This window comes from Bradyrhizobium sp. AS23.2 (assembly GCF_001908185.1).
Lineage (GTDB): Bacteria > Pseudomonadota > Alphaproteobacteria > Rhizobiales > Xanthobacteraceae > Bradyrhizobium.
Map to the genome: position 1 here is coordinate 1 of NZ_LGHM01000188.1, position 23,827 is coordinate 23,827.

The following is a 23,827-nucleotide window of genomic DNA, read 5'->3' on the forward strand; positions in this document are numbered from 1 at the left end:
ATCACGCTTCCGTAGATTGGCCGACCTGCTCCTCTCCAGAACCCCATCAGGCGACGGCCACCGCGCCGATCCCGTACAGGTTCCCGGCGAGTGGATGACGCAAAAAGGGATTGACTAACTCAGGCCCGTTACAGAAGCCCGGATGGAGCGAAGCGTAATCCGGGATTCTCTCGCCAAAGGATTTTCCCGGATTACGCTTCGCTCCATCCGGGCTACAGCAGATCGCTACACCCGAAAATGCTTCGATAGTTTGAGGCCCTGCGCCTGGTAGTTCGAGCCGATCCGCTGGCCGTACATCGCGTCGGGGCGGGCCAGCATCTTTTCATAGACCAGGCGGCCGACGATCTGGCCGTGTTCGAGGATGAAGGGCACTTCGCGCGAGCGCACCTCCAGCACGGCGCGAGCGCCCTGCCCGCCGGCGCCGGCGTAACCGAAGCCCGGATCGAAGAAGCCGGCATAGTGAACGCGGAACTCGCCGACGAGCGGATCGAACGGCACCATCTCCGCGGCGTAATCGGGTGGCACCTGCACGGCCTCTTTCGAAGCGAGAATATAGAACTCGCCGGGATCGAGGATCAGGCTGCCGTCGGGGCGGGCCGAGATCGGCTCCCAGAAATCCTCCACCGCATAGCCGGAGCGCCGATCGACATCGACGACACCGGTGTGGCGCTTGGCGCGGTAGCCGACGAAACCGTTCGCCTTTTCGCCGGAGAGATCGACGGAGACAGCGACGCCGCCGGAGAGATCGGCATCGTCGATGTCGACGAGGCGCTCGGCCGCATGCAAGGCATCGAGCTCATCGGCATTGAGAATGGCATCACCGGTGCGGAAGCGCACCTGCGACAGGCGCGAGCCCTCGCGCACCAGCACAGGAAACGTCTTCGGGCTGATCTCGGCGTAGAGCGGGCCGTGATAGCCGGCGCCGATCATGTCGAAGCGGCGGGTGCCGTCGGCGATCACGCGGGTGAAGACGTCGAGCCGGCCGGTCGAGCTCTTCGGGTTCGCCGCCGCTACGATCTCCGGAGGCAACGCGAGGCTTTCCAGGAGCGGTACGATATAGACGCAGTTGGTTTCCAGCACCGCGCCGTCGGCGAGACTGAACTCGTGCAGCTTCAACTCGTCGATGCGCTCTGCGACGGTGGCGCCGGGACCGGGCAGGAAACTGGCGCGGACGCGATAGGCGATGTCGCCGAGGCGCAGGTCGAGGCTCGCCGGCTGGATCTGGCTTTCGACGAAGTCGTATTCGGGCAGAATGAGCCCCGCTTCCGCCATCGCCGCGATCATGCGGTCGGGCAGGATACCATTGGCGTCGGCAGCGACCGTGAACGTCAAACGGTGGTCCTCTTCGGGGTCAAACGCATCCGAAAACGCGGAAAAATGAACCTTTTACGGCTATCCGATGGACGCCTTGACGGAAAGGGCATTGCGGAATATGAGCATGACTTATCCCGTGGTGATTTGAGCCGGCCGGCTTGCAGCCACGTTAAATAAGTCGCTAAACAGGCCGGGGACCTCTGTGATCCCGGCCAGTGGAGATATCCAGGCCGGTTTTTTTTGTGACCATTTTCGCTCGCGTGGTCATGTCGGAGGTACCTATGTCGAAGTCGCCTGCTGCTTACCGTCCCGAAACCCGCCTGGTCCATTCCGGCACCCTGCGCTCGCAGTATGGCGAGACGTCGGAGTCGCTGTTTTTGACCCAGGGCTACGTCTACAACAGCGCCGAGGAGTGCGAAGCGCGATTCAAGGGCGAGGATCCCGGCTTCATCTATTCGCGCTACTCCAACCCGACGATCGCGATGTTCGAGCGCCGCATGATCGAGCTCGAGGGCGCCGAGGCCGCCCGCTCGGCTGCGACCGGCATGGCCGCGGTGACCACCGCGATCCTGGCGCCGCTCAAGGCTGGCGATCACGTGGTGGCCTCGCGCGCCCTGTTCGGCTCGTGCCTCTACGTCGTTCAGGATCTGCTGCCGCGCTATGGCATCGAGACGACGCTGGTCGACGGGCTCGATCTCGACCAGTGGCAGCGGGCGCTGAAGCCGAACACCAAGACGTTCTTCCTGGAGAGTCCGACCAACCCGACGCTCGACGTGCTCGACATCCCCGGCATTGCCGAGATCGCGCACAAGGGGGGCGCGCGGCTCGTCGTCGACAACGTGTTCGCGACCCCGATCTGGCAGAGCCCGCTCGCGCTTGGTGCTGACGTCGTGGTCTATTCCGCGACCAAACACATCGACGGCCAGGGCCGTTGTCTCGGCGGTGTCATCCTGTCGTCGGAAGCCTTCATCTCCGAGCACATCCACAATTTCATGCGCCAGACCGGCCCGTCGATCTCGCCGTTCAACGCCTGGGTTCTGCTCAAGGGCCTGGAGACACTCGGCGTGCGCGTGCGCGCGCAGACCGACACCGCAGCGCGCATTGCGGACGTGCTGGCGAGCCACCCCAAGATTGCGCGGCTGGTCTACCCCGGCCGCGACGATCATCCGCAGGCGGCGCTGGTGAAGAAGCAGATGCGCGGCGGCTCGACACTGGTCGGCTTCGAGGTCAAGGGCGGCAAGGCCGCGGCGTTCCGCGTGCTCAACGAGCTCAAGCTTGCGAAGATCTCGAACAATCTTGGCGACGCCAAGAGCCTCGTGACGCATCCGGCGACCACGACGCATCAGCGCCTGAAGCCGGAAGTGCGCGCAGAGCTCGGCATCAGCGAGGGCTTTATCCGCTTCTCGGCAGGGCTCGAGCACGCGGACGATCTGATTGAGGATCTGACGGCAGCGCTGGAGAAAGCGTGAGGCTCGGAAGAGGCGGGAATCGTAGGGTGGGCAAAGCGAAGCGTGCCCACCCTTCACGATCACAGCGCCGATAGATGGTGGGCACGGCGCGCGAAGAGCGCGCCTTTGCCCACCCTACGATAGCCTACATCGGCCGGTACGTGCGCACGTCCGCCGGCACATTCACGCCGAGCTTGATCTGACCGACGGAGCGGATGATGTCGTCGCCGAGGAGCTGGGCGAAGCAGGCGTAGCCCCAATCGTTCATGTGCAGGCCATCGGCGATGACGAAACTCTCGACCGGGATCGCCTGCTTCTCGTGCCAGTCACGCATCACCTCGAAGCGCGGGAAGATGCCGACGTGGCGGAGCTCGGCGACCTTGCCGAGCAGCTTCACCATCTTGCCGGCGCTCTCCGCGCGCTGATTGACAGCCGGCGAATATTGCGGATCGACCAGCACGATGTCGGCCTCGTCGGCAGCCTGGATGCGGGCGATGCCGTCCTCGACCATTTTTGCGGTGTCGCCGGGATCGAGATTGCGCAGCACTGCGTTGGTGCCGACTTGCCAGATCACCAGATCCGGATGCACGTCGATCACCTCCTTCTGGAGGCGCTTGGTCATCTCGGGCGCGTCCTCGCCGCCAACGCCGGCATTGATGACGGTAATGTCGGCTGTCGGATAGTGCCGGCGCAGTTGCGCTGCGAGACGGTTCGGATAGTTGAAATCGGGTGAGCTGGCGCCATAGCCGGCCGTCGACGACGAGCCGAACGCAACGATGATGACGGGCTTGCCAGCGACGAGCTTGCCCGCGACATGCGGCAGCGAGCCCATCGCCTTCGAGCTGTCCTTCGGCGCCAGGCAGGGCACGCGGCTGAAGACGTCGCCAGCGGATTTCGCAACCTGCTTCACCTTGTCTATGGCGCGCGCAGTGAGGCCGCGCTGCTCGGCGAACGGCGTCGCGGCGACCGTGGTCTGGGAGGGTGACGCGGGAGCGGAATTAGCGGTGGGTGCGGCCGTTGCCTGCGCGGCTTGCGCCTGCGCGGGCGACTGCGCCAGCAGTGTCAGCACCAGCACCGCCGCTGCTGCAGGCGCAACCAGCCATGTCGTCGGGCAAAAAGGGCGAAGAGAACTCATTAACGCTAGACCTCAATTTTGCTGCTGGGCCGGCCCCAGATGGGCAGCGTCGATCACGAACTGAGCCAACGCCCGGCCAAGGCAATCATGGACCTGTTTCGCCAGCTCAGGGCCGTGGGACGGGCTGAACAGGTCGAACTGACCCTGATCATTCCATTGCCGCATGATCGCGAAACGGTCGAACAGCGGGATATCATGCTGCTGCGCCACTACCCGCATATTGTCGAGATAAGGCGGCGCCGAGATCATGGTCTCGGTGCGCGGGCTGTACTGCAAGTTCATCAACACGACGTCAGCCCCTGCATTTTGCAATGCGGCAACCCCTTCGGTCACCGCTCCGCGAAAATCCTCGGGATCGATGGCTCGGATAGCATCCACGGTCCCGGTCTGCCAGATGACCAAAGTAGGCCTTTTTGCTTCCATCAGCTTAACGAAGGTTCCGGCCGCCTCCTCGGCCGTCTTCTTGCTCTGTATTTCTACGGAGACGTTCACGGTCTCCGACGGCGGCAGCTTGTCCTTCAAAATGGCCTGCATCCGCGCCGGATAGGAGCTGTCCTCGGAGAACGGAATCCTGGTCGAACCGCTGCCAATGACCAGGATTTCAAGCGGCTTGCCGGCCTTGACGACATCGGCAACCTTGGGAAGCTGGCTTTCGGTGGTGAGCAGATAGGACGGCAATTCGCAGGCTGCGGGCGTGGCCACAGCGGCAGACGCAGCATCGCCCGCGCGCGCCGCCGGCGCGGCGAGGCCACCGCATAGCAGGATCAGGCTCAGGAGAACCTTCGCCTTCATCAGCCCCCTCCCGCCATGTCGGCGTTGCCGACGGCGTTTTTGGTTTTAGCACCGCTCTTGTCAGCCACGCGCTTGTACCACGAAATCACCCAGGCCATGCCCCACATGATCAGGATTCCGCAGAGACTAATCAGCGCATGCAGGCCTGCGCCGCCGGAGACTTCGGCCAGGATGAAATGGCCGGCGAAGGCGAGGAAGACGCCGAGACAGAATATCTCGAGGGAATGCTGGCCGCACAGGATCAGCGGCCGCAGCCAGGGCGATTTCAGGCCCGGCCAGTCCCGCGGCAGGAAGCGCACGGTGAGCGCGGCCAACGCCAGGAAATGCGTGAAGCGCAACACGTCAAGGTCGGTCTTGTCGATCGGATACATCCACTGCTCGAGCCGCTTCGGCATGAAGTGGGAGAGCTGCGGCACATACCAGGTCAGCGTCACGTAGAACGCCGCGACGATATAGGCGATCGCGATCCACATCGTCACGCGTGACGCCAGGATGCGCGACATGCGTCGCGCCCCTCCAAGCGCACACCACGCACCGAACACGAACAGCAATTGCCAGGCCAACGGATTGAACGCCCAGAAGCCGTTCGGATAGGCCGAGAGATAAAGGTCGTATTCCCAGGTCACCGCGTACAGCACGACCGAGAGGCCGAGCGTGACATCGGGCCGCCACTTCATCGACCACAGGATCAAGGGCAGCGCCAGCATCAGCACGATGTAGAGCGGCAGTACGTCCATGTTGACGGGACGGAAGCGCAACAGCAGCGCCTGCACGATGGTGACGTCGGGCTGCTTGAGGAAATCCATGATGCCCATCTCTTCGGTGTAGAGCGGGTTCTCGAAGCTGGTAGCGACATAGGAGATCTCGGCAAGGAAGATCGTGAACAGGAAGACGTGGGCGACATAGATCTGCCAGCAGCGCCGCAGGATGCGCGCGGTGGCGATGACGAAGCCGCTTTCCAGCATCGCCCGGCCGTAGACGAAGGCGGCGGTATAGCCGGAGATGAAGATGAAGATCTCGGTCGCGTCGCTGAAACCGTAATTGCGGATCGTGAACCAGGTCAGAAGGCTCGGCGGCAGATGGTCGATGAAGATCAGCCAGAGCGCGAGGCCGCGGAACAGGTCGAGACGGAGCTCGCGCTCGCCGATGGCGGGCAGCGTGATGGCCGGCGCGGCCGCGCGCGGCTTGGCCTCCGCGGTTCCCGCGATCGTCGATCCCGTCACTTGATCGGCAATGGTCATCGGGGCCTGAAACCCTTCCGCAAATCGCGATGCTGAGAGGAGTGTACCAAATCCGGCCGTCGTCTCGCAAAGCGCGCCGGATCACATTGGGGTCTATTCTTCGCGAATTCTGGCGGCACGATGTCGCCAAAACCGCCTGCGGCGTTTGGTTCCCGGCCGGGATTTGGCTATGATGGCAGCCATGTACCGCGCAGTGACCCGCCAGATCGAAGTGACAGTCGAGCCGAACTTTGTTCCGGAACAGTCGTCGGCCGACCGGTCCCGTTTTTTCTGGTCCTACACCATCGTCATCACCAATTCCGGCGACGAGACCGTGCAGCTCAAGACGCGGCACTGGATCATCACCGACGCCTCCGGCCGCCAGCAGGAGGTGAAGGGCGAGGGCGTGGTCGGCGAGCAGCCGATTTTGGCCCCCGGCGAACGCTTCGAATACACCTCGGGCGTACCACTCTCGACCGCCTCGGGCTTCATGACCGGCCGCTACCAGATGGTCAGTGAAAGCGGCGAACGCTTCGAGATCGACGTGCCGACGTTTTCGCTGGACAGCCCGGACAACAAACGCGTGTTGAACTAGCGCAGTGCCGTAGGGTGGGCAAAGGCGCATAGCGCCGTGCCCACCATTTCAATCACGTACACGTGACGGTGGGCACGCTTCGCTTTGCCCACCCTACGATTCCCGAGCTTGTGGCGAGCAGCTTCCCCAACATCGTCATTGCGAGCGCAGCGAAGCAATCCAGAGTCTTTACGCGGTGATCGCCTGGATTGCTTCGCTGCGCTCGCAATGACGGAGAATGGATAGGCTACGCATCCTCGACGCCGGCCTCGTGCGGCGTGAAGTGGTAGACTGACGAGCAGAACTCGCAGGTCACGACGACCTTGTCGTCCTTGACCATCGCGGTGCGGTCGTCGGGCGAGAAGCTCTTGAGCATGGAGGCGACCGCGTCGCGCGAGCAAGAGCATTGCGCCTTGAGGACCAGCGGCTTGAACACGCGCACGCCGCGCTCGTGGAACAGGCGGAACAGCAGCCGCTCGCCGGAGAGCTCGGGATCGATCAGCTCGACGTCTTCGACGGTTTCGATCAGCGAGCGCGCCTCGACCCAGGCATCGTCTTCAGCGACACTGTGCGCTTCGACACCTTCGGGCGCATCGCCGGGATGCAAATCGGCCTGCCGCGCACGCTCCGGCGCCTTGGGCAAGAACTGCATCAGCATGCCGCCGGCGCGCCAGCGATGCTTGCCGCCGTCGCTCGAGCGCCACTCCTCGCCGACCGCAAGACGCACGCGCGTCGGGATCTGCTCGGAGCGCAGGAAATATTCGTGGGCGGCGTCTTCCAAACTGCCGCCGTCGAGCGCGACCAGACCCTGGTAGCGGCTCATGTCCGGGCCCTGGTCGATGGTCATGGCGAGATGACCGCGACCGAGCAGCGTGCCAGAATCCCTGGCATCGCCGAGACGCGCAGCGTCGTAGCGCGCATAGGCGCGCAGGCGATCCGGCGCCATGTAGTCGACGACCAGGAACGACACCGGACCATCGGTCTGCGCCTGAAGGATGAAGCGTCCTTCGAATTTCAGCGCCGAGCCGAGCAGCGTCGTCAGCACGATGGCCTCGCCGAGCAGCTTGCCGACCGGCGCGGGATAATCATGCTTGGTCAGGATCTCGTCGAGCGCAGGACCAAGCCGAACCAGGCGCCCGCGCACGTCGAGCGCGTCGACCTCGTAGGGCAGCACGGCGTCATCGACAGGAACCGCTGATGGTGCGCGAACCGGGCCTTCGGGCCCGGCTTTCATGTCAGGGGATTGGAAAACCATGGCGCTCTATCTGGGGGCGGAGGAGGTGAAATGGAAGGGGCGCGAGGGTGTTCCGGATGCAGCTATGGAGCGCACGACGATACCGCAAATTCGATGTCGTCCCGGGGCGCGCGAAGCGCGAGCCCGGGACCCATAACCACAGGATTACGTTGTAGCCCGAGATGACAGCTCCGAGTCCTCGCCAAACCACTTCCTGTGGTTATCGCGACGAGCGCAAGCGCTCGCGTGGGGGTCCCGGATCGGCGCGCCGCGCCGCGGCGCTTGTCCGGGACGACAGCGGAGGACGGGGCCGCCAGCGCAGCCACCCTCTCCACCGCCGCGTTATTTCACCGCGTCAAAGCACCAGGCCAAAATGCCCTTCTGCGCATGCAGGCGGTTCTCGGCCTCGTCGAACACGACCGATTGCGGGCCGTCGATCACCTCGTCGGTGACCTCCTCGCCGCGATGAGCAGGCAGGCAGTGCATGAACAGCGCGTCGGGCTTGGCCAGAGACATCAGCTTGGAATTGACCTGGTAGGGCTTGAGCACGTTGTGGCGGTGCTCGCCCTCCTTGTCGCCCATCGACACCCAGGTGTCGGTGACGACGCAATCGGCGCCCTTCACGGCAGCCTCGGGATCGCTGCCGAGCACGATCGGCGCGCCGGTCGCCTTGATCCAGTCGCGCATCACCTTCTTCGGCGCGAGCTCCGGGGGCGTTGCGACGTTGAGCTTGAACTTGAAGCGTTCGGCCGCGTGCGCCCAGGACGCCAGCACGTTGTTGTCGTCGCCGGTCCAGGCCACTGTCCTGCCCTCGATCGGGCCGCGATGCTCCTCGTAGGTCATGAGGTCGGCCATCACCTGGCAGGGATGCGAACGCCGCGTCAGGCCGTTGATGACGGGCACCGTGGCGTTCGCCGCAAGCTCCAGCAGCGCATCATGGTTGAGGATACGAATCATGATGGCATCGACATAGCGCGAGAGCACGCGCGCGGTGTCGGCGATGGTTTCGCCGCGACCGAGCTGCATCTCGGCGCCGGTGAGCATGATCGCCTCACCGCCGAGCTGGCGCATGCCGACATCGAACGACACGCGCGTACGGGTCGACGGACGCTCGAAGATCATCGCCAGCGTCTTGCCTTCGAGCGGCCTCTCCGGCTGGTGCGCTTTCTGCTTCGCCTTCATCGCGGAGGACGCGGCGAGCATGCGCTTGAGCTCCGACAGCGGCAGCTCGTTGATATCCAGGAAATGCTTGGGCTTGCTCATCAGCTTGCCGCCCGCTTGGTCTGAGCGGACGACAGCGCAGCACAGGCGCGCTCGAGTCGCCCGACGCTGTCCTCGATCTCGGCCTCGGTGACGATCAAGGGCGGCAGGAAGCGAACGACATTGTCGCCGGCCCCCACCGTGAGCAGCCTCTGGTCGCGCAGCGTCGCGACGAGATCGCCGGAGGGCACCACGGCCTTGATGCCGATCAGGAGGCCCTCGCCGCGCACTTCGCTGACGATTTCGGGATGACGATCGATTACGGAGGCCAGCTTCTGCTTGAGCAGCAGCGACATCCTCTGCACGTGATCGAAGAAGCCGGGCTTGAGCATGACGTCGAGCACCGCATTCGCAGCTGAGATCGCGAGCGGATTGCCGCCGAAGGTCGAGCCGTGCGAACCGGGCGTCATGCCGGACGCTGCTTCCGCGGTCGCAAGACAGGCGCCGATCGGGAAGCCGCCGCCGAGCGCTTTCGCCAGCGACATGACGTCGGGCGTGACGCCGAGGCGGCGATGGGCGAACAGATCGCCGGTGCGGCCCATGCCGGTCTGCACCTCGTCGAACGCGAGCAACAGGCCGCGTTCGTCGCAGAGCTGGCGCAGCGCCTTGAGGAAGGCAGGCGTCGCCGAGCGCACGCCGCCCTCGCCCTGGATCGGCTCGATCAGGATGCCGGCGGTCTGCGGACCGATCGCCTTCTTGACGGCCTCGAGATCGCCATGCGGGACCTGGTCGAAGCCGTCCATCGGCGGGCCGAAGCCTTCGAGATATTTTGCAGACCCCGTGGCGGCCAGTGTTGCGAGCGTGCGGCCGTGAAAGGCGCCCTCGAAGGTGATCATCCGGTAGCGGTCGGGATGGCCTTTCGCAGCGTGATAGCGACGCACGACCTTGATCACGCATTCCAGCGCTTCGGCGCCGGAATTGCAGAAGAAGACGAAGTCCGCGAAGCTTTCGTTGCACAGACGCGCGGCGAGACGCTCGCCGTCCGGGCTTTGGAACAGGTTCGACATGTGCCAGAGTTTCGTCGCCTGCTCCTGCAGCGCCTTGACCAGCGCAGGATGCGCATGTCCGAGCGCGTTCACCGCCACGCCCGAGGTGAAATCGAGATAGCGATCTCCATTGGTGGCAATGAGCCAGCAGCCTTCGCCGCGCTCGAAACCGATGTCGACTCTGGCGAAAACGGGAAGCAGATGCGGCGCGGCGCTGTTGGTCATGACGGTCACTTGGGTGTTGCGGACGGTGTGAAGCGTGCATTGCGCAGCGCACCATTGACCGGCCCGGAAAACGAAACGTGCCGCCTTTTAAGGGCGGCACGTGACACTATCTTATGCTCGGGAGAACCGGTGTCAATGCTGCCCGGAAAGCCTCGCGAAACGCTGAATCCGTAGTCTTGCGGTGACGATTTTGCGCAATTTCGCCACGGAACATGTGGACGCGAGTCGGCGGACTCTTGCGCGTGAGTCACGCCATATTGTAGCGTTTGGCTTGTCAGATACGACATCTCGTGCAGCAGTTCTGATCCTCTAAGTCCTCATGTACCGGCGTAAACGTTCGGGCGTTCTAGGTGCGCCCGGCGAGCCTTAAGGGATTCTGGCGGCACGAGTTTTTCGAAGCTTAGGCATTCGCTGTGCGGCCCCAGGATGGCGGGCGCCGGCGAAGGAAAGGGTGCCAATGACGGTTTTGACCTGGTCCGACGATCGCGTCGAGCAGTTGAAAAAGCTCTGGGAAGCAGGACTTTCTGCCAGCCAGATTGCGGCCGAGCTTGGTAATGTGACCCGCAACGCCGTGATCGGCAAGGTGCACAGGCTCGGCCTGTCCGGCCGCGCCAAGAGCCCCTCGTCTGCCGCTCCCCGGCCGCGCAAGGCCCGCCCCGCGCAACACATGATGCGGGTGAGCCGTCCGATCTCGCGCGGCAACACCGCGCTGGCGCAGGCCTTCGAGGTCGAGGTGGAGCCCGATCCGGTCACCTACGACAACGTGGTGCCGATGAGCCAGCGGCTGTCGCTGCTGGAGCTGAACGAGGCGACCTGCCACTGGCCAGTCGGCGATCCCTCGAGCCCGGATTTCTTCTTCTGCGGCGGCAGGGCGCTCTCCGGCCTGCCCTACTGCGCCCAGCACTCGCGCGTCGCGTACCAGCCGGCGGCGGATCGGCGCCGCGTGCCCGCGAAGCCGGGCCCGCGCTGAGATATCGGACATAGCTGACTACAAATACGGCGCCGTCACGCGACGGCGTCTCAACCACCTCGGTGTCGTCCCCGCCTAGCGCGCAATTGCGCACGGGGGGGCGGGGACCCATACCCACAAGGCGCAGTTGTCGCGCGAAGTGGTCACTCCGAGTCTTCGCCAAACCACTCCCTGTGGTTATCGCGACGAGCGCAAGCGCTCGCGCGGAGGTCCCGGATCTGCGCGGAGCCTGTCATCGGGCCGCGCTTCGCGCGGACCCGTTGGCTTGTCCGGGACGACGGCTGAGATTGTGGCCCCAGCCGCCCTCACTCATCCTACCAAAACTTAGGTCTGCTCCGCCTTCGCGAAACGATCATCCAGCGCGTAGCCGGCGCCGCGGACGGTGCGGATCGGGTCCTGCTCACGGCCGAGATTGAGCAGCTTGCGCAGGCGGCCGATATGCACGTCGACTGTCCGTTCGTCGATATAGATGTCGCGGCCCCAGACGCTGTCGAGCAGCTGCTCACGCGAAAACACGCGGCCGGGATGCTCCAGGAAGAACTCCAGCAAGCGATATTCGGTCGGGCCGAGATCGATCGGCCGGCCCGAGCGCGCCACGCGGCGTTTCTCACGGTCGAGCTCGATATCGCCATAGGCCAGCACAGTGGCGAGCCGCTCCGGGCTTGCGCGCCGCAAAAGGCCTTTCACGCGCGCGAGCAGTTCCGGCACCGAGAACGGCTTGACGATGTAGTCGTCGGCACCGGTCGCAAGACCGCGCACCCGCTCGCTCTCCTCGCCGCGCGCGGTGAGCATGATGATCGGGAGCTGCTTGGTCTCGGGGCGGGTACGCAGACGGCGGCACAGCTCGATGCCTGATAGTCCCGGCAGCATCCAGTCGAGCACGATCAGGTCGGGGATGTGCTCCTTGAGGCGGGTGTCGGCGTCGTCGCCGCGCATCACCGTCTCGACGTCATAGCCGTCGCCCTCGAGGTTATAGCGAAGAAGTTCGGTGAGAGCTTCCTCGTCTTCAACCACCATAATGCGTGCGCCCATTGGGTCGTCGCTCCTTGCGTAATCAGGTGTTCGGGACCGTCGTGGCGAAGGTCGTCATGTCGCCCTTCGGCCGCTTGTCGGCGATCGCCTGACCCTCGATCATGTAGAATACGGTCTCGGCGATGTTGGTGGCGTGGTCGCCGATGCGTTCGATGTTCTTGGCGCAGAACATCAGGTGGATACAGAACGAGATGTTGCGCGGATCCTCCATCATGTAGGTGAGGAGTTCGCGGAACAGCGAGGTACAGATGGCGTCGACTTCCTCGTCGCCCTTCCACACCGCCATCGCCGCCGGCAGATCGTGCGCGGCATAGGCGTCCAGCACCGACTTGACCTGCTGCTGCACGAGGTCGGTCATGTGTTCCAGGCCACGGAACAGCTTGAGCGGATGGAAGTCCGTCTCCAGTGCCGCGACGCGCTTGCCCATGTTCTTGGCAAGATCGCCCATGCGCTCGAGATCGGTTGCGACGCGCATGGCGCCGACGATCTCGCGCAGGTCGACCGCCATCGGCTGGCGGCGCGCGATGGTGAGCACGGCACGCTCCTCGATCCGCTTCTGCAGCGCGTCGAGCTCGGCATCGGTGGTGACGACACGCTGACCGAGCGCGACGTCGCGGCGGATCAGCGCGTCGACGGAATCGACGATCATGCGCTCGGCGATCCCGCCCATCTCGGCGACCAGGCGGGTGAGTTCCTGGAGGTCGGTATCGAAAGCCTTTGCGGTATGTTCAGAACCCATGTCCTGTCTCCTCAGCCGAACCGGCCGGTGATGTAATCCTGCGTGCGCCGGTCGGTCGGCGACGTGAAGATCTTGCTGGTGTCGTCAAACTCGATCAGTTCGCCCAGATACATGAAAGCGGTCTTGTCGGAGACGCGGGCCGCCTGCTGCATGTTGTGGGTGACGATCGCGATCGTGTAGCTCTCGGACAGCTCCTGGATCAGCTCCTCGACCTTGGCGGTCGAGATCGGATCGAGCGCCGAGCAGGGCTCGTCGAACAGGATCACCTCAGGCCGCACCGCGACGGTGCGAGCGATGCAGAGACGCTGCTGCTGGCCGCCGGAGAGCGACAGGCCCGAGGCGTTGAGCTTGTCCTTGACCTCGTTCCACAGCGCGCCGCCGCGCAGCGCCTTCTCGACGCGGTCGTCCATCTCGGACTTCGAGATCTTCTCATAGAGACGGATGCCGAAGGCGATATTCTCGTAGATCGTCATCGGGAACGGCGTCGGCTTCTGGAACACCATGCCGACGCGGGCGCGCAGCAAATTGAGGTCCAGTCTTGGGTCGAGGATGTTGGTCTGGTCGAGCATGAGCTGACCGGTGACGCGCTGCCCCGGATAGAGGTCGTACATCCGGTTGAAGATGCGCAGCAGGGTCGACTTGCCGCAGCCCGACGGGCCGATGAACGCCGTGACGCGGTTGGTGCCGAGCGTCAGGTTGATGTTCTTCAGCGCCTGGTGCTCGCCGTAATAGAAGTTGAGGTTGCGCACCGTCACCTTGGCAGGCGCTTCCGGCAGCGGCTGTTGCGACGCCAGGTGACCGTTGGCACTCACGGATACGGACAGGTCGGTCATTTTGCGGTCCTCTCGGCGCCAAGAATGCGCGCGCCAATGTTCAGGGCAAGCACGGTGAGCGTGATCAGCAGCGCGCCGCTCCAGGCGAGCTGCTTCCAGTAGGCGTAGGGACTCTGCACGAAGTTGTTGATGGTGACGGGCAGGTTCGCCATCGTCTTGTTCAGGCTGAGGCTGAAGAACTGGTTCGACAGCGCCGTGAACAGCAGCGGCGCGGTTTCACCGGCGACGCGGGCAGTCGCGAGCAGCACGCCGGTGATGAGACCGGAGCGCGCGGCACGATAAGCGATGCGCTTGATCACCAGCGAGCGCGGCAGGCCGAGCGCGGAGGCTGCTTCACGCAGCGCGTTCGGCACCAGCAGCAGCATGTCCTCGGTCGTGCGCAGCACCACCGGAATCACGATGACGGCGAGCGCGAGCGCGCCCGCGATCGCCGAGAAGCCACGCATCGGCACCACCACCGCGCCATAGATGAAGAGGCCGATGATGATCGAGGGCGCCGAGAGCAGGATGTCGTTGATGAAGCGGATCACCGAGGTCAGCTTGTCGTTGCGGCCGTACTCGGCGAGATAGGTGCCGGCGAACAGACCCAGCGGCGCGCCGATGCCGACGCCGAGCACGGTCATGATCAGCGAGCCGACGATGGCGTTGAGCAGGCCGCCCTCGGTCGATCCCGGCGGCGGCGTGTTCTCGGTGAAGAGCTGGAGATTGAGTCCGGTCAATCCGTTGTAGAGCAGCGTGATCAGGATCAGCGCAAGCCAGGTGACGCCGAAGGCGGCGGCGGCGAAGCAAAGGCCGCGGATGACGATGTCCTTGCGGCGGCGACGCGCATAGATCGGGTTCATGTTACTTCCCCGCCTTCTTCTCGAGACGCAGCAGCATCAGCCGCGCAGCTGCGAGCACGAAGAACGTCAGCACGAACAGCAAGAGGCCGAGCAGGATCAGACCTGACTGGTGCAGGCCGTCGCTCTCGGCGAACTCGCTGGCGATCGCCGCCGAGATCGTGGTGCCCGGGGCAAAGATCGATGACGAGATGCGGAACGAGTTGCCGATGATGAACGTCACCGCCATGGTCTCGCCGAGCGCACGGCCCAGCGCCAGCATGACGCCACCGATGATGCCGACGCGGGTGTAGGGGATCACCACGCTGCGGACGACTTCCCAGGTGGTGCAGCCGACGCCGTAGGCGGCCTCCTTCAGGACCGGCGGCACCGTCTTGAACACGTCGACCGAGATCGAGGTGATGAAGGGCAGCACCATGATCGCGAGGATCAGCGCGGCGTTGAACAGGCTGAGATAGGACGGCGGGCCGGCGAAGATCGCGCCCAGCACGGGAACGCCGTCGAAGATCTTGATCATGAAGGGCTGGAAGGTGTTGGCCAGGAACGGGCCGAGCACGAAGAAGCCCCACATGCCGTAGATGATCGAGGGAATGCCGGCGAGCAGCTCGACCGCCATGCCGATCGGACGGCGCAGCCATTGCGGGCACAGCTCGGTGAGGAAGATCGCAATGCCGAGGCCGACGGGAATGGCGATCAGCATCGCGATGAAGGAGGTAACGAGCGTGCCGTACATCGGCCCGAGCGCGCCGAGCACGGGCGGATCCGCCGACGGCGCCCAGCGCTGCGTCCACAGGAACGAGAAGCCGTACTCCTTCATCGCGGGAAAGGCTCCGACGATCAGCGACAGAATGATGCCGCCGAGGATCAGAAGCACAGAGATCGCGCTCAGCCGCGTGATCCAGTAGAAGGTGACATCGCCAAGCTTGAACGCGCTCAACGCTTTGGCGCGATCATACGGTCCGGCGGCATCAACTACATTGCTCTCGACAGCCATATCTGCCACGCCGATCCCCTGCACTAACTATCTATACGTGTTTTTAAATCACCAGTCTCGCACCCAGGACGGTTCGCTGTTGCGACGTCAGTCCAGAGGACGATAGTTCGCGAGGCTCCGGAGCGGCGGCGCGGCTTTCGATGCCGCACCGCCTCCGGAACAAAAGAGCTTAGCTCTTGATCTCGGCAGCCCAGGTCTTCTCGATCAGCTGGACGACGCTGTCCGGCATCGGGATGTAGTCGAGCTCTTCAGCCGCCTTGCCGCCGTTCTTGAAGGCCCAGCGGAAGAACTTGATGGCTTCCTGCGAGGCCGCCTTGTCGGTGGCATCCTTGTGCATCAGGATGAAGGTCGCCGCGGTGATCGGCCAGGACTTGTCGCCGGGCTGGTCGGTCAGGATGACGTAGTAGCCGGGAGCTTTGGCCCAGTCGGCGTTGGAAGCAGCCGCCTGGAAGGCTTCAACGGTCGGCTGCACCGGCTTGCCGGCCTTGTTGACGAGACCGGTGTAGGTCAGCTTGTTCTGCTTGGCGTAGGCGTACTCGACGTAACCGATCGAGTTCTTGGTCTGGCTGATGTTGCCCGACACGCCTTCGTTGCCCTTGGCGCCGACGCCAACCGGCCACTCGACGGCGGTACCCTCACCGACCTTGCTCTTCCAGTCCGCGCTGGCCTTGGAGAGGTAGTTGGTGAAGTTGAAGGTGGTGCCCGAACCGTCCGAGCGGCGAACCACGGTGATCGCGTCCGACGGCAGCTTCACGTTCGGATTGAGCTTCTTGATCGCGGCGTCATCCCACTTGGTGATCTTGCCGAGGTAGATGTTGGCCAGCGTCTCGCCGTCGAACACCATCTCGCCGGGCTTCACGCCCTCGATGTTGACGACGGGAACGATGGCGCCCATCACCATCGGCCACTGAACGAGACCGTCCTTCTCGAGCTGCTCGGCCTTGAGCGGCGCATCGCTGGCGCCGAAGGTCACGGTCTTGGCCTGGATCTGCTTGATGCCGCCGCCCGAGCCGATCGACTGGTAGTTCAGGCCGTTGCCGGTCTCCTTCTTGTAGGTGTCAGCCCACTTCGAATAAATCGGGAACGGGAACGTCGCACCGGCACCGGTGATATCGGCAGCAAAGGCTGCCGTCGCCGATGCGGCGACCAAGCCAGCAGCGACGATAGTTTTGATGAAATTCATGCTGGTCTCCATACAGGGGAGCGAAGCGCCATCCGCGCCCGATCGCGCTCCCCGCGCCGCCCCTTTAGGAGCGGTCGGCTGTGCTTTTACGAAGGTTTCGTGACAGTCGGATGACACAATCAAGCGATTGAAATCGCTTGGTTTTCAGGTCGCGACGGGAGTCCGGACCTGGGGAAAACAGGCGGTGAAAGTGGCGCCCTGCCTGGGCACGCTTTCGATCAAGAGCCGGCCGCGATGGCGGTTAAGAATATGTTTCACCAGCGATAAACCGAGCCCTGTCCCGCCCTGCGAGCGGCTGTCGCCGACGTCAACCCGGTAGAAGCGCTCGGTCAGCCGCGGCAGGTGCTCGGGCGCGATGCCGGGGCCGAAATCCCGGACCATGACCCGGATTTCCTGAGTTCCATCAGTGGCGGGGCTGGAAGTCAACGACACGATGACGCGTCCGCCCGATGCTCCGTATTTGAGGGCGTTCTCGATCAGGTTCTCGAACAGCCGGAGCAATTCCTCGCGATCGCCCGCGATCATCACCGGCGGCTCCGGCAGATCGATCTCGACCTCGACCTGGCGCTCGCGCGCCAGCGGCTCAAGCCCGTCGGCGACCTGGCGGATGATCGGCAGGAGGTCGACCAGAGTGTCGGGCCGCACATGGGCGGACAGTTCGACCCGCGAGAGCGAGAGCAGGTCGTCGATCAGGCGCGCCATGCGGGTGGCCTGGTTGTGCATGATGCCGAGGAAGCGCTCGCGCGCCTTGGGGTCGTCCTTGGCCTGCCCCTGGAGCGTGTCGATGAAGCCCGACAGCGCGGCGAGCGGCGTGCGCAGCTCGTGGCTGGCATTGGCGACGAAGTCGGCCCGCATTTCCTCGACCCGGCGAAGCGGCGTCTGGTCGTGGAAGGTCATCAGCATGCATTTGTCGGCGCCGCCGAAGGTGGTCGGGACCGGCACCGGCGTGATCATGAGCTCCATCCAGCGATCGACCGGGACATGATCGAGATAGGTCGCACGCCGTGGCTCGGTGGTCGCGATCGACTCGCGCAGCGCCGTGATGATCTCCGGCGAACGCAGCGCGAACTGGGCGAGCTCGTTCTTGCGCAGCGCAGGCGCGAGCTGGGCGGCGGCGGCATTGAGGTGGATGACCCGGCCGGCGCGGTCGAGCAGCACTGCCGGATCCGGCATGCCGGCGACGACCGCGGCCACCGCCGCGCTCTCGACCGGATTGATGCGGCGGGTGTCGTCGCGTGAGGCGGCGGTATCGTGCAGCCGCCAGGGGATCAGCGCAGCCGCCGCGATGCAGAGGAACACCGCTGCCGCATGCATCACCGACAATTCGCCGAGCGAGACAACCACCAACAGCGCCAGCGCCGCAGCGATCAGGATGACGGTCGAGTGCCGCAGCCGATCAGACCACGGTGCGGCGGCGGGAGAGGATGGGGCGTCGATCGCCATCGGGGCGAGCTTCTCCTAAAGGCTTACGCCGGTCAGGCGCCGCTATCGCCGCGCTCTCTCACATAGGCGGCTTCAGGCGCCGGGCCGGGGTCGAGCTTGAGCGCCGCCTGCTGCAAGCGCTTTGATCGGGCGCCGATTATAACCTCGCGAAACGTCAGCAAGATTACAGATATGACGAAGGGGGAGAGATAGTAGAGGACGCGGAACAGCAGCATGCCACCGAGGAGTTCCTCGCGGTCCATCTGCCAGAGGCCGACCAGCATGGCGGCGTCGAACACGCCGAGCCCTCCGGGAGAGTGACTGGCAAAGCCGAGCAGCGTCGCCGAGACGAAGATCACCGCGACCACGACGAAGCCGAGATTGGGCTCGTCAGGGACCAGCACGTACATCGCGAGCGCGCAGAAGCCGAGATCGAGGATACCGATCGCGATCTGGAGCAGCGTCAGCGGCCCGCCCGGCAGCAGCACGGTCCAGGGCCCGCGGCCGACCACGCGCGGCTGGGTCCAGACCCAGACCACATAGGCGACCAGCCCCACGATGATCATCATCGCCACCGCCCGGTTCAGCCAGGGCGGAAGCTGGTCGATCGCGGCGGCGGCTTCCGGATGGTAGGCGATGCCGAGACCGAGCACGGCGGCATTGCCGAGCCAGAAGGTCAGGCCGGCGAGGAAGCAGATCTTTGCAACGTCGATCGCGTTCAGGCCATAGGCCGAATAGATGCGGTAGCGTACCGCGCCGCCGGTGAAAACACTGGCGCCGACATTGTGCCCGATCGAGTAGCTGGTGAAGGCCGCGAGCGCGTTGATGCGGTAGGGCACGTGGGAGTGGCCGATCGCGCGCACGGCGAACAGGTCGTAGAAGGTCAGGGTGAAATAGCCCGCGGCAACGAACAGCGCCGCCATCGCAATCTGGCGCGGCTCGGTGCTCTTGATCGCCTCGATCACCTCGTTGAGGTCGATGCCCCGCAGCATGTGGTAGAGCACATAGCAAGCGATGCCGATGACCGCGACGCTGATCACAACTCCAAGCTTATGCAGGATTTGCTTCTGGCGCAGAAACGACACCGCCCTGCGTATGGCTTCCAGCATCTAGACCTCAAACAACGCTTCAGCGGCCAGGGTGGCCGGCGAACAGGCGGACGACGCACAGGCAATCAACGAACCTTCGCCGCCGGCTCCGGCATCGCGCATGCCCCCCGTCCATCCACTAGCGCGTTTTCGGGCGGAGTGGAATTCGCCAATTCGAACAAAAACACGTGCCTTCAATATTTTAGACAGGGCTGCGGGCTCCGGATCCACGGTTTGGCGCTTTCGGCGGCAAGACTGACGCGAATCTCCATGGCAATCCTGCGCAGGGGCCATGAAGTTTTGATGATTTCGACCGCACAATGTTCCGTCTCGGCTTAAGCCGACGTCAATCTATGGACCGCGCCCGCCTGTTGAAAGAGGGGGCGACCGGAGCGTTTGTTCACGGATTTTCCGATGTGCCGAATGGTTATGTGGTCAGGGTGCAGGGCAACATCACAGAGCGGCCGTCGGCATGCTCCGCGAGACCACCCGGTCGCGCAGCCACGCACCGATGGTGCAGCCGACGAGGTAGCAGGCGAACATGATCAGCCCGAGGTCGAGCCAGTAGCCGAAGCGACCGGGGACCACCTGCGCAAACGAGGCCGCGACCAGGGCGGCGGTGAACACGGCGAGCCAGCGCGCGGTTACCTTCGAGGTGCCGTTGCCACGCTGGACCACCGAGATCCAGCCCATACAAAAGCCCAGCAGCAACGAGCCGACCAGCCAACCCAGATGGAACGAGACGAGATAGGGCATCGTCACCTCACCAGAAATTCGATACGACGGTTCTGCGCCTTGCCATCGTCGGTGTCGTTGCCGGCGACGGGCTGCGTGCTGCCATAGCCGACCGCGGTGAAGCGGGTGGCGGGCAGACCAGCCTTGACCAGATAGTCGATCACCGCCTGCGCGCGCTTCTCCGAGAGAGCCTGGTTGAAGGCGTCCTCACCGTCGGAGTCGGTGTGGCCGGCGATCTCGATATTCGTCGTGGGGCAGCGCAGCGCCGTCTCGATCAGATGGTCGAGGATTCCTGCGGAGTCCGGATCGATGTCGGCACGCTTCGGTGCGAAGCGGATCTTGCCCTTGGTCAGGAGCTCGGAAAACAATTGCTGGCAGACGGTGCCGTCGACCGGGCCTGCCGCGGGCTTCACCGTGATCTCCGGCTTGAACTGCCAGTATTTTGGAAAGTCCCTGCCCAGGCCTGCGCGGATGTCGTTGGCGGCGCCTTCATAGAGCGCATCGCCCGACAGCTTCACCTCGCGATCCGAGACCACGAGCGTGCCGGTCGACAATCGCGACAGCGCCCCGAGCGCTGCGACCACGGCGGTGTTGAAGGAGCTGGGCGCGCCGATGCTGGCCTTTAGATTGTCGACGACCTTCTCGTTGAAGAACTTTCGCGACGCGCTGGCTGCGATCGCTGCGTGCACGTTGTTGTCGGGCACGTAGCCGGTCAGCGTTACGGTCGCGGCAACCGGATCCTTGTAGGCCTGGAAGATGTAGGGCGGCGCCTTGACCTCGTTTGCCGCGATCGAGAAACCCTCGGGCAGGTTTTTGAGCGCAGCCGCAATCGCCTCGCGGCCGCCGAGCTCGCGCGCCATGCCGGACAGGCTGACCTTGGTGTCGGAGATCGCGATCTTGCCCTCCTTCAGCTTACCGATCTGGTCAAGCAGGAGCATCGCGGCCGCCTCGAAACGCGGCGGCGCGCCGCGCGCCAGCCCCATCTGATCGGCCACCTCAACCCCGGCGACCTCCTTTCGGGCCGTCTCGGTCAGGCGACCCTTGATCGACGGCAGCGGCGCGGAGCCCGACAGCGTCACCCGCACCACGTCGCGCTCGGCGTTCCAGACGAAGGGCTTGGCCTCGGGAACAAGGCGGGTGCGGTCATCAACCAAGCGCACGCCGGGGACGGTCTCGACCGCCATCACGGCGTCACGGCGCCCCTCCTCGGAGAAGGCGTCTGCGGCGAGGCTGACGTCGCGGCCGTCGACCGCGATCCGGGTCTTGTCCAGGACAGTGTCCTTGAGGGCGGCCGAGCTGCGGGCGGACAGGTCCGCCTCGACCGGCAAGGTATTATTCCAGGCCGCAAATCCCCACATGACCGCCAGGGGGATCAATCCCGGCCACCATTTGCTGGCCCACCTGAAAAGCTTCTGCATTCGACGACCCGAACTCTGGAACCGGAGACAAAACAAACCCTTGGCAGGCTGTCAAACCGGAAATGGCGTCCTTCCGAAGGCCTCCGTGGACAATGGAATAACTTTTTCTTCAAGGGTCCTTCCTTAAGTTGAGGGCGGAATGCCAGGGGTCGGCCCGCCGGTCATGAAACAACTCCGTAACAACGTCATCCGCGCCGGGCTGGGAGCACTCTATTTCAGCGGGGCGCACCACCTCTTGCGCCCGCTTTTGTCCGGCGTGGGCGCCATTTTCATGCTGCATCACGTGCGGCCGGCGCGCGAGGCCGCGTTCCAGCCGAACCGGCATCTTGAAGTCACGCCCGAATTCCTGCGCGCGACGCTGTGCCATTTGCGTTCGCGCGACATCGACATTGTCAGCATGGACGAGCTGCATGAGCGGCTTGTGCAGGGCCGGTTCGCCCGCCGCTTCGCTGCCTTCACCCTCGACGACGGCTATCGCGATAATCTGGAATTCGCGCTGCCGGTGCTGCGCGAATTTGACGCGCCTTCGACCGTCTACGTCGCCAGCGATTACGCCGAAGGCATCGGACGGCTGTGGTGGACCGCGCTCGAAGCCGTGATCGCCAAGACCGACCGGATCGACGTGCAGATCGGCAATGCCGCGTTGCGGCTCGATGCGACGACGCAGGCCGCAAAACGGGCTGCGTTCGACCGCCTGCACGACTGGCTGCGCGCGCTGCCCGGCGAGCACGATCTCAAGCGTGAGATCGAGGCACTCTGCGCCAGACACGACGTCGACATGGCCGCGCTCTGCCGCAGCCTCTGCCTGTCGTGGGACGAGGTGAGGCGGCTAGCGGCCGATCCGCTGGTCACGATCGGCGCCCACTCCATCAGCCATTGCAATCTCGCCAAGCAGAGCGAGGAGATCGCTGCACAGGAGATGACCGTGAGTCGCGCGCGGATCGAGCACGCGCTCGGCCGCACCGTGCAGCATTTTGCCTATCCCTATGGCGACCGCGAGGCCGCGGGCGAACGCGAATTCGCACTCGCTGCATCCGCCGGCTTCAAGACCGCGGTGACGACGCGGCCCGGCATGCTGTTCGCCGAGAACGCCGGCCACATGACCGCGTTGCCGCGCGTCTCGCTCAACGGCAACTACCAGGACACCCGCATCCTGCCGGTGCTGACCTCCGGCGCTGCGACGGCGATGTGGAACGGCTTCCGCCGGATCGCTGCGGCCTGATCCATCTGTACACACTCAGACCTCATCCTTAGGAGCGCTCCAAAGGAGCGCGTCTCGAAGGATGGCCGCCCGCATCCTTCGAGACGCGCTGACGCGCTCCTCAGGATGAGGGCGGAGCTGGCGACGGTTCCTTGACTCCCCTCGGCGCCCCGCTCACAACGAGCGCCAACCAAGGGAGGCATCATGTTCAACGATCTGTTCTCGCTCAAAGGCCGAGTCGCGCTCGTGACCGGCGGCTCGCGCGGCATCGGCAAGATGATCTCGGCGGGATTTCTCAGCGCCGGCGCGGCGAAGGTCTACATCACCGCGCGCAAGGCGGGCCCCTGCGAGGAAACGGCAAAGGAGCTCTCCGCGCAATATGACGGCGAATGCATCGCGCTGCCAATCGACATCTCGACGCTGGCGGGCGCCGAATTACTGGCAAGCGAATTCAGGAAGCGCGAGCCAAAGCTCGACATCCTCGTCAACAATGCAGGTGCGGCCTGGGGCGCGGAGTTCGACGAGTTTCCGGAGAGCGGCTGGGACAAGGTGATGAACCTGAACGTCAAGGCGCCGTTCTTCCTGACAAAGGCACTGGCGCCTGCGTTACGCGCGGCAGCTTCCGCCGAGCGGCCGGCGAAGGTGATCAACATCGCCTCGATCGACGGCATCTTCGTCAATCCGATGGAGACCTATTCCTATGCCGCGAGCAAGGCAGGGCTGATCCACCTGACCCGGCGCATGGCGGTGAAGCTGATTTCCGACCATGTCGTGGTCACGGCGATCGCGCCGGGCCCGTTCAAGTCAGACATGAACCGCGCCGCGCGCGACCATGGCGAGGAGGTCTCAACGCGCGTGCCTGCGGGGCGCATCGGCACCGACGAGGACATGGCGGGCGCCGCGATCTATCTCGCCTCGCGCGCGGGCGATTACGTGGTCGGCGCAACCATCGCGGTGGATGGCGGGATCGTTTACGCGAATCCGGGGATCAAGGGGAGCGGGTGGGATAGCTGAAGAATGCGAATGGCGAGGGTGCGTCAAACTCCCCTGTCGTCCCGGACAAGCGAACGAAGTGAGCGCAGATCTACCGTGTTGTCTGTCAAGAGGGTCGACCGACTGTAAGGATGCAGCATCGTGCTCGGCCGTCAAGGCTGCATGCGCCCCGCCTTCAGCGGTGGCCTGCGG

The 23,827-nt window shown here is 64.4% G+C and carries 22 protein-coding genes and 1 riboswitch; of the genes, 5 read left to right on the plus strand and 17 right to left on the minus strand.

What is annotated here, in order from left to right:
- Positions 1-225: 225 nt before the first annotated feature.
- Positions 226-1,332: a 2'-deoxycytidine 5'-triphosphate deaminase gene (locus AC630_RS34865; protein WP_074122943.1), complete on the minus strand. Its 1,107-nt coding sequence runs from the start codon at positions 1,330-1,332 to the stop codon at positions 226-228.
- A 108-nt stretch (positions 1,333-1,440) separates the two neighbouring features.
- Positions 1,441-1,520: riboswitch (SAM riboswitch) on the plus strand.
- A gap of 75 nt (positions 1,521-1,595) precedes the next feature.
- Between AC630_RS34865 and AC630_RS34870 the strand changes: the two genes are divergently transcribed.
- Positions 1,596-2,783 carry an O-succinylhomoserine sulfhydrylase gene (locus AC630_RS34870; protein WP_074122944.1) on the plus strand — a complete coding sequence of 396 codons (1,188 nt, stop codon included), beginning with the start codon at positions 1,596-1,598 and terminating at the stop codon, positions 2,781-2,783.
- A 124-nt stretch (positions 2,784-2,907) separates the two neighbouring features.
- Here AC630_RS34870 and AC630_RS34875 read toward each other — a convergent pair whose 3' ends face one another.
- From AC630_RS34875 to AC630_RS34885, 3 genes are read right to left on the minus strand one after another with little or no spacing between them, the layout of a single operon-like run.
- A complete protein-coding gene (locus AC630_RS34875) occupies positions 2,908-3,897 on the minus strand; it encodes an SGNH/GDSL hydrolase family protein (protein WP_074122945.1) in 990 nt (329 codons plus the stop codon).
- Between the two features lie 12 nt (positions 3,898-3,909).
- Complete coding sequence (locus AC630_RS34880; RefSeq protein WP_074122946.1) at positions 3,910-4,689, minus strand: SGNH/GDSL hydrolase family protein; 780 nt, start codon at positions 4,687-4,689, stop codon at positions 3,910-3,912.
- Entirely contained in the window at positions 4,689-5,930 is a 1,242-nt protein-coding gene (locus AC630_RS34885) for an OpgC domain-containing protein (RefSeq protein WP_074122947.1), read from the minus strand. The genes AC630_RS34880 and AC630_RS34885 overlap by 1 nt, the downstream gene beginning before the upstream one ends.
- Before the next feature lie 181 nt (positions 5,931-6,111).
- Here AC630_RS34885 and apaG point away from each other — a divergent pair, with 181 nt between their 5' ends.
- Positions 6,112-6,504: a Co2+/Mg2+ efflux facilitator ApaG/CorD gene (gene apaG / locus AC630_RS34890; RefSeq protein WP_074122948.1), complete on the plus strand. Its 393-nt coding sequence runs from the start codon at positions 6,112-6,114 to the stop codon at positions 6,502-6,504.
- Between the two features lie 226 nt (positions 6,505-6,730).
- On the opposite strand, the gene AC630_RS34895 is transcribed toward apaG, so the two are convergent.
- The 3 genes from AC630_RS34895 to AC630_RS34905 all read right to left on the minus strand — a co-directional run bounded on the left by AC630_RS34895 (position 6,731) and on the right by AC630_RS34905 (position 10,188).
- Positions 6,731-7,738: an Hsp33 family molecular chaperone gene (locus tag AC630_RS34895; RefSeq protein WP_074122949.1), complete on the minus strand. Its 1,008-nt coding sequence runs from the start codon at positions 7,736-7,738 to the stop codon at positions 6,731-6,733.
- A gap of 321 nt (positions 7,739-8,059) precedes the next feature.
- Positions 8,060-8,980: an ornithine carbamoyltransferase gene (gene argF, locus AC630_RS34900; protein ID WP_074122950.1), complete on the minus strand. Its 921-nt coding sequence runs from the start codon at positions 8,978-8,980 to the stop codon at positions 8,060-8,062.
- Positions 8,980-10,188: an aspartate aminotransferase family protein gene (locus AC630_RS34905; RefSeq protein WP_074122962.1), complete on the minus strand. Its 1,209-nt coding sequence runs from the start codon at positions 10,186-10,188 to the stop codon at positions 8,980-8,982. The genes argF and AC630_RS34905 overlap by 1 nt, the downstream gene beginning before the upstream one ends.
- Before the next feature lie 457 nt (positions 10,189-10,645).
- On the opposite strand from AC630_RS34905, the gene AC630_RS34910 reads away from it, so the two are divergent.
- Positions 10,646-11,158 carry a GcrA family cell cycle regulator gene (locus AC630_RS34910; RefSeq protein ID WP_074122951.1) on the plus strand — a complete coding sequence of 171 codons (513 nt, stop codon included), beginning with the start codon at positions 10,646-10,648 and terminating at the stop codon, positions 11,156-11,158.
- 324 nt (positions 11,159-11,482) lie between these two features.
- Here the strand turns inward: AC630_RS34910 and phoB are convergent, their stop codons facing one another.
- From phoB to AC630_RS34960, 10 genes are all read right to left on the minus strand, one after another.
- Positions 11,483-12,190 (minus strand): phosphate regulon transcriptional regulator PhoB, encoded by a 708-nt coding sequence (phoB, locus tag AC630_RS34915; protein ID WP_074122952.1) that lies wholly within the window; start codon positions 12,188-12,190, stop codon positions 11,483-11,485.
- A gap of 22 nt (positions 12,191-12,212) precedes the next feature.
- A complete protein-coding gene (gene phoU / locus AC630_RS34920) occupies positions 12,213-12,929 on the minus strand; it encodes a phosphate signaling complex protein PhoU (protein ID WP_074122953.1) in 717 nt (238 codons plus the stop codon).
- 11 nt (positions 12,930-12,940) lie between these two features.
- Positions 12,941-13,762 carry a phosphate ABC transporter ATP-binding protein PstB gene (pstB, locus tag AC630_RS34925; protein ID WP_074122954.1) on the minus strand — a complete coding sequence of 274 codons (822 nt, stop codon included), beginning with the start codon at positions 13,760-13,762 and terminating at the stop codon, positions 12,941-12,943.
- Complete coding sequence (gene pstA, locus AC630_RS34930) at positions 13,759-14,604, minus strand: phosphate ABC transporter permease PstA (RefSeq protein WP_074122955.1); 846 nt, start codon at positions 14,602-14,604, stop codon at positions 13,759-13,761. The genes pstB and pstA overlap by 4 nt, the downstream gene beginning before the upstream one ends.
- 1 nt (position 14,605) lies before the next feature.
- Positions 14,606-15,595, minus strand: coding sequence for a phosphate ABC transporter permease subunit PstC (pstC, locus tag AC630_RS34935; protein WP_074122963.1), 990 nt, complete (start codon positions 15,593-15,595; stop codon positions 14,606-14,608).
- Positions 15,596-15,764: 169 nt separating this feature from the next.
- Positions 15,765-16,778 (minus strand): phosphate ABC transporter substrate-binding protein PstS, encoded by a 1,014-nt coding sequence (gene pstS, locus AC630_RS34940; protein WP_074122964.1) that lies wholly within the window; start codon positions 16,776-16,778, stop codon positions 15,765-15,767.
- A 144-nt stretch (positions 16,779-16,922) separates the two neighbouring features.
- Positions 16,923-18,221, minus strand: a complete 1,299-nt coding sequence (locus tag AC630_RS34945; protein ID WP_074122956.1) for an ATP-binding protein — start codon at positions 18,219-18,221, stop codon at positions 16,923-16,925.
- 32 nt (positions 18,222-18,253) lie between these two features.
- On the minus strand, positions 18,254-19,309 hold the full coding sequence (locus AC630_RS34950) for a putative bifunctional lysylphosphatidylglycerol flippase/synthetase (protein WP_074122957.1): 1,056 nt from the start codon (positions 19,307-19,309) through the stop codon (positions 18,254-18,256).
- A 432-nt stretch (positions 19,310-19,741) separates the two neighbouring features.
- Positions 19,742-20,044 (minus strand): hypothetical protein, encoded by a 303-nt coding sequence (locus tag AC630_RS34955; protein ID WP_074122958.1) that lies wholly within the window; start codon positions 20,042-20,044, stop codon positions 19,742-19,744.
- 2 nt (positions 20,045-20,046) lie between these two features.
- A complete protein-coding gene (locus AC630_RS34960) occupies positions 20,047-21,441 on the minus strand; it encodes an OmpA family protein (RefSeq protein WP_074122959.1) in 1,395 nt (464 codons plus the stop codon).
- A 163-nt stretch (positions 21,442-21,604) separates the two neighbouring features.
- Between AC630_RS34960 and AC630_RS34965 the strand changes: the two genes are divergently transcribed.
- Complete coding sequence (locus AC630_RS34965; protein WP_074122960.1) at positions 21,605-22,663, plus strand: polysaccharide deacetylase family protein; 1,059 nt, start codon at positions 21,605-21,607, stop codon at positions 22,661-22,663.
- 183 nt (positions 22,664-22,846) lie between these two features.
- Positions 22,847-23,656 (plus strand): SDR family NAD(P)-dependent oxidoreductase, encoded by an 810-nt coding sequence (locus AC630_RS34970; RefSeq protein WP_074122961.1) that lies wholly within the window; start codon positions 22,847-22,849, stop codon positions 23,654-23,656.
- The last annotated feature ends 171 nt before the right edge of the window (positions 23,657-23,827 follow it).